The organism is Rhodoferax sp. (assembly GCF_037143375.1).
Lineage (GTDB): Bacteria > Pseudomonadota > Gammaproteobacteria > Burkholderiales > Burkholderiaceae_C > Rhodoferax.
Genome location: NZ_JBAWYV010000246.1, coordinates 1 through 3,286, shown reverse-complemented (window position 1 = coordinate 3,286; position 3,286 = coordinate 1). Strand labels below are relative to the sequence as shown.

The window sequence follows — 3,286 nt, the reverse complement described above, 5'->3', positions numbered from 1 at the left end:
TGTTCGGCCCGCCCGACGCCGACAGCCCGCACAGCGTGCAAGCCATGCGCTGGGGCATCAAGCGCATCTCCAACGACGACCTGCGTCAAAAGTTCATCGACGCCACGGTGCCGCAAGCCAAAGTGTTGGGCATCACCTTGCCTGATCCTGATCTGAAATGGAATGAGGAACGTCAGCACCACGACTACGGACAAATTGACTGGGCCGAGTTTTGGTCCACCGTCAACGGCAACGGCCCCTGCAACAAAGAGCGCCTGGCGACCCGGGTCAAGGCCCACAACGATGGCCAGTGGGTGCGCGATGCCGCATTGGCGTATGCCCGCAAACAACAAACATTAGCCAACAAGGAGACAGCATGAACACACCCGCATTGAAAGAATGGCCCCTCTGGGAAATTTTCGTCCGTAGCAAACAGGGCCTGGAGCACAAGCATTGCGGCAGCCTGCACGCCGCCGATGCCCAGCAAGCGCTGCAAATGGCGCGTGATGTTTACACCCGTCGCCAGGAAGGCGTGAGCATCTGGGTGCTGCCTTCGGCCAGCATCACCGCCAGCGCACCGGATGACAAAGACTCGATGTTCGAGCCCGCAGCCGACAAGATTTACCGTCACCCCACCTTCTATGAAATCCCTGACGAAGTGGGGCACATGTAATGGCCGCCTATTCCGACTACCTGCTGCATCTGGCCGACAACGCCCTGATCCTCGGGCAGCGCAACGCCGAATGGTGTGGCCACGGCCCGATTCTTGAAGAAGACCTGGCCCTGGCCAACAACAGCCTGGACCTGATTGGTCAGGCCCGCTTGCTGTACCAGCACGTGGCAGCCCTGCGCAAAGACGGCCGCACCACCGAAGACCTGCTGGCGTACTTTCGCGATGTGCCGGATTTCCGCAATTACACGCTGCTGGAGTTGCCGCACAGCACGGCGCTGGCCCCCACTGCTGCGGGCAACCGCGACTATGCGGTGACGATTGCGCGCAACTTCCTCTTCAGCGCCCTGATGGTGTTGGCGTGGGATGCGCTCAAGTCCTCCAAGGATGAGCAACTGGCCGCGATTGCAGCCAAGTCGCTCAAGGAAACGCAATACCACCTGCGCCATGCGCGTGACTGGTTGCTGCGTCTGGGTGACGGCACCGAGGAGTCGCATGCCCGTATGCAAGCCGCTTTAGACCATTTGATGCCTTATACCCAGGAATTCTGGACCTCTAGCGCTATGGAAAATGCAGCAATTGAGGCCGGCGTGGGTGTTGCCACGAGCAGTTTGCAGGCGGCCTGGAATGACGTTGTTAACGACACGCTGGCGCAGGCGACCTTGAAGCGCTCCTCGGCTGATGGCTATGTTTCCACCGGCAAGACCTGCGGGCATTCCGAGCACTTGGGTTTTGTGTTGGCTGAAATGCAAAGCCTGGCCCGCGCTCACCCTGAAGCCGTTTGGTGATTTCCATGAACGCAGTCACCTTGCCGGATGGCCCTATTGCCGAAAAGCAGGCTTCAGACCCGTACCACGCGGTCTGGACGCTGCTGGAGTCCGTGACTGATCCGGAAATTCCGGTGGTGTCGCTGCGTGAAATGGGCATCCTGCGGGCGGTCCGTGAGGGGGCTAGCGGTCTGGAGGTGGTCATAACCCCCACCTACAGCGGCTGCCCGGCCATGGGCCAAATGGAAGACGACGTGATCGCGGCGCTGGCGCAGGCTGGCGTGGCGGGGCGCGTCGTCACCCAGTTGGCTCCGGCCTGGTCCACCGACTGGATGACCCCCGAGGCGCGTGTCAAGTTGCGGGCCTACGGCATCGCGCCACCGATGGCGACCCGTTGTGCCAGTCAGGGTAGCAATGTGATTCAGTTTGCTATTAGAAAAATAGCTGCCAACGCAGAGCCTGCGGTGGCTTGCCCTCAATGTGGCTCTGAAAACACGACCGAAACCTCGCATTTTGGTTCCACGGCTTGCAAGGCGCTGTACCGCTGCCTTGCATGCATGGAACCGTTTGATTACTTCAAACCTTATTGAGCGCTCAGGCGTCCCCACCATGTCAACACTTCCCCGTTTTCACGACCTCAGCGTCGCCCGCGTCAGCCCGGAGGCGGCCGGGTCGGTCGCCATCACGTTCACGATTCCGCCTAATTTGCGGGAAACTTTTGCCTTTCAGCCCGGCCAGTACCTGACGCTGCGCAGCACCATCAACGGTGCCGACGTGCGGCGCAGTTATTCCATTTGCAGCACCCGCAGCCAACTCGCCAACCAGCATGAGTTGGAGGTCGGCATCCGTCCGATGGCGGGCGGTGTGTTCTCCAACTGGGCGGCAACCCAGCTCAAAGCCGGTGACTCCCTGGCGGTGATGCCGCCGGATGGCCGCTTTGTCTCCAAGCGCCCCCGTGCCTTGCACCGCGTCGGTTTTGCGGCCGGTTCCGGCATCACGCCCATTTTGTCGATCATGGCCACCACACTGGAAGAACAGCCAGAGTCCAAGTTCACGCTGGTTTACGGCAACCGCAGCATGGCGAGTGTGATGTTCAATGAGTCGCTGCAAGACCTGAAAGACCGCTACCCCGGCCGCCTCACGCTGATCCACATCCTCTCGCGCCAGGCGCAGGAATCCGATCTGCTGCAAGGCCGCATCGATGGCGACAAAGTGCGCGCCATCATTGCCGCCTTGTTGCCGGTCGGCAGCATGGACGAGGTGTTCATTTGTGGCCCCGAGGTCATGATCGAAACCACGGAAAAAGCTTTGCTGGACGCCGGGGTGCCTGCCAAGCAGGTGCACACCGAGCGCTTCACCTCGCCCACGCTGGAAACCTTGAGCCCCGAGGCGCGCCAAGCCGTCGTGGCCAATCTCAATCTGCCGGTCGGCGGCAAGGTGGCCCTGACGGTGGTGCTGGATGGTAAATCCCATGCGCTGCACATGAACCCCGATGAGCATGTGCTGGACGCGGCGATGGCGGCTGGCCTGGACCTGCCGTTTTCCTGCAAGGGCGGCGTCTGCGCCACATGCCGCTGCAAGGTCATCACCGGCAGCGTGGCGATGGATAAAAACTTTGGTCTGGAAGCCTGGGAGACCGACAAGGGCTTTGTGCTGAGTTGCCAGTCACGCCCCACCAGCGAAAGCGTGACCGTGAGTTTTGACGAGCGTTAACAGCGTTTGATCAGTTACCCGGCGGGTTTTTTGCGTTAGGATGAAATAGTCTGCAGTCTGGCACTGCAGGCTATTTTTTTTGAGTTCCAACACAAAGGAAAACCATGAGCCAAAGCAAATTTCGCTTGGTAACCCGCAGCGATTTCGACGGACTCGT

At 60.4% G+C, this 3,286-nt stretch carries 5 protein-coding genes; all 5 read left to right on the top strand.

The window, feature by feature from the left end:
* The coding region (locus tag WCG50_RS18470; RefSeq protein WP_336901064.1) for a Phenylacetic acid catabolic protein at nucleotides 1-359 on the top strand (359 nt) is incomplete at its 5' end.
* Nucleotides 356-652 (top strand): 1,2-phenylacetyl-CoA epoxidase subunit PaaB, encoded by a 297-nt coding sequence (gene paaB, locus WCG50_RS18465; RefSeq protein ID WP_336901063.1) that lies wholly within the window; start codon nucleotides 356-358, stop codon nucleotides 650-652. The genes WCG50_RS18470 and paaB, both read left to right, overlap by 4 nt.
* Complete coding sequence (gene paaC / locus WCG50_RS18460; protein WP_336901062.1) at nucleotides 652-1,437, top strand: 1,2-phenylacetyl-CoA epoxidase subunit PaaC; 786 nt, start codon at nucleotides 652-654, stop codon at nucleotides 1,435-1,437. The genes paaB and paaC overlap by 1 nt, the downstream gene beginning before the upstream one ends.
* Nucleotides 1,438-1,442: 5 nt before the next feature.
* Nucleotides 1,443-2,006 (top strand): 1,2-phenylacetyl-CoA epoxidase subunit PaaD, encoded by a 564-nt coding sequence (gene paaD / locus WCG50_RS18455; protein WP_336901061.1) that lies wholly within the window; start codon nucleotides 1,443-1,445, stop codon nucleotides 2,004-2,006.
* A gap of 19 nt (nucleotides 2,007-2,025) precedes the next feature.
* Nucleotides 2,026-3,129, top strand: a complete 1,104-nt coding sequence (paaE, locus tag WCG50_RS18450) for a 1,2-phenylacetyl-CoA epoxidase subunit PaaE (RefSeq protein ID WP_336901060.1) — start codon at nucleotides 2,026-2,028, stop codon at nucleotides 3,127-3,129.
* Nucleotides 3,130-3,286 lie beyond the last annotated feature (157 nt).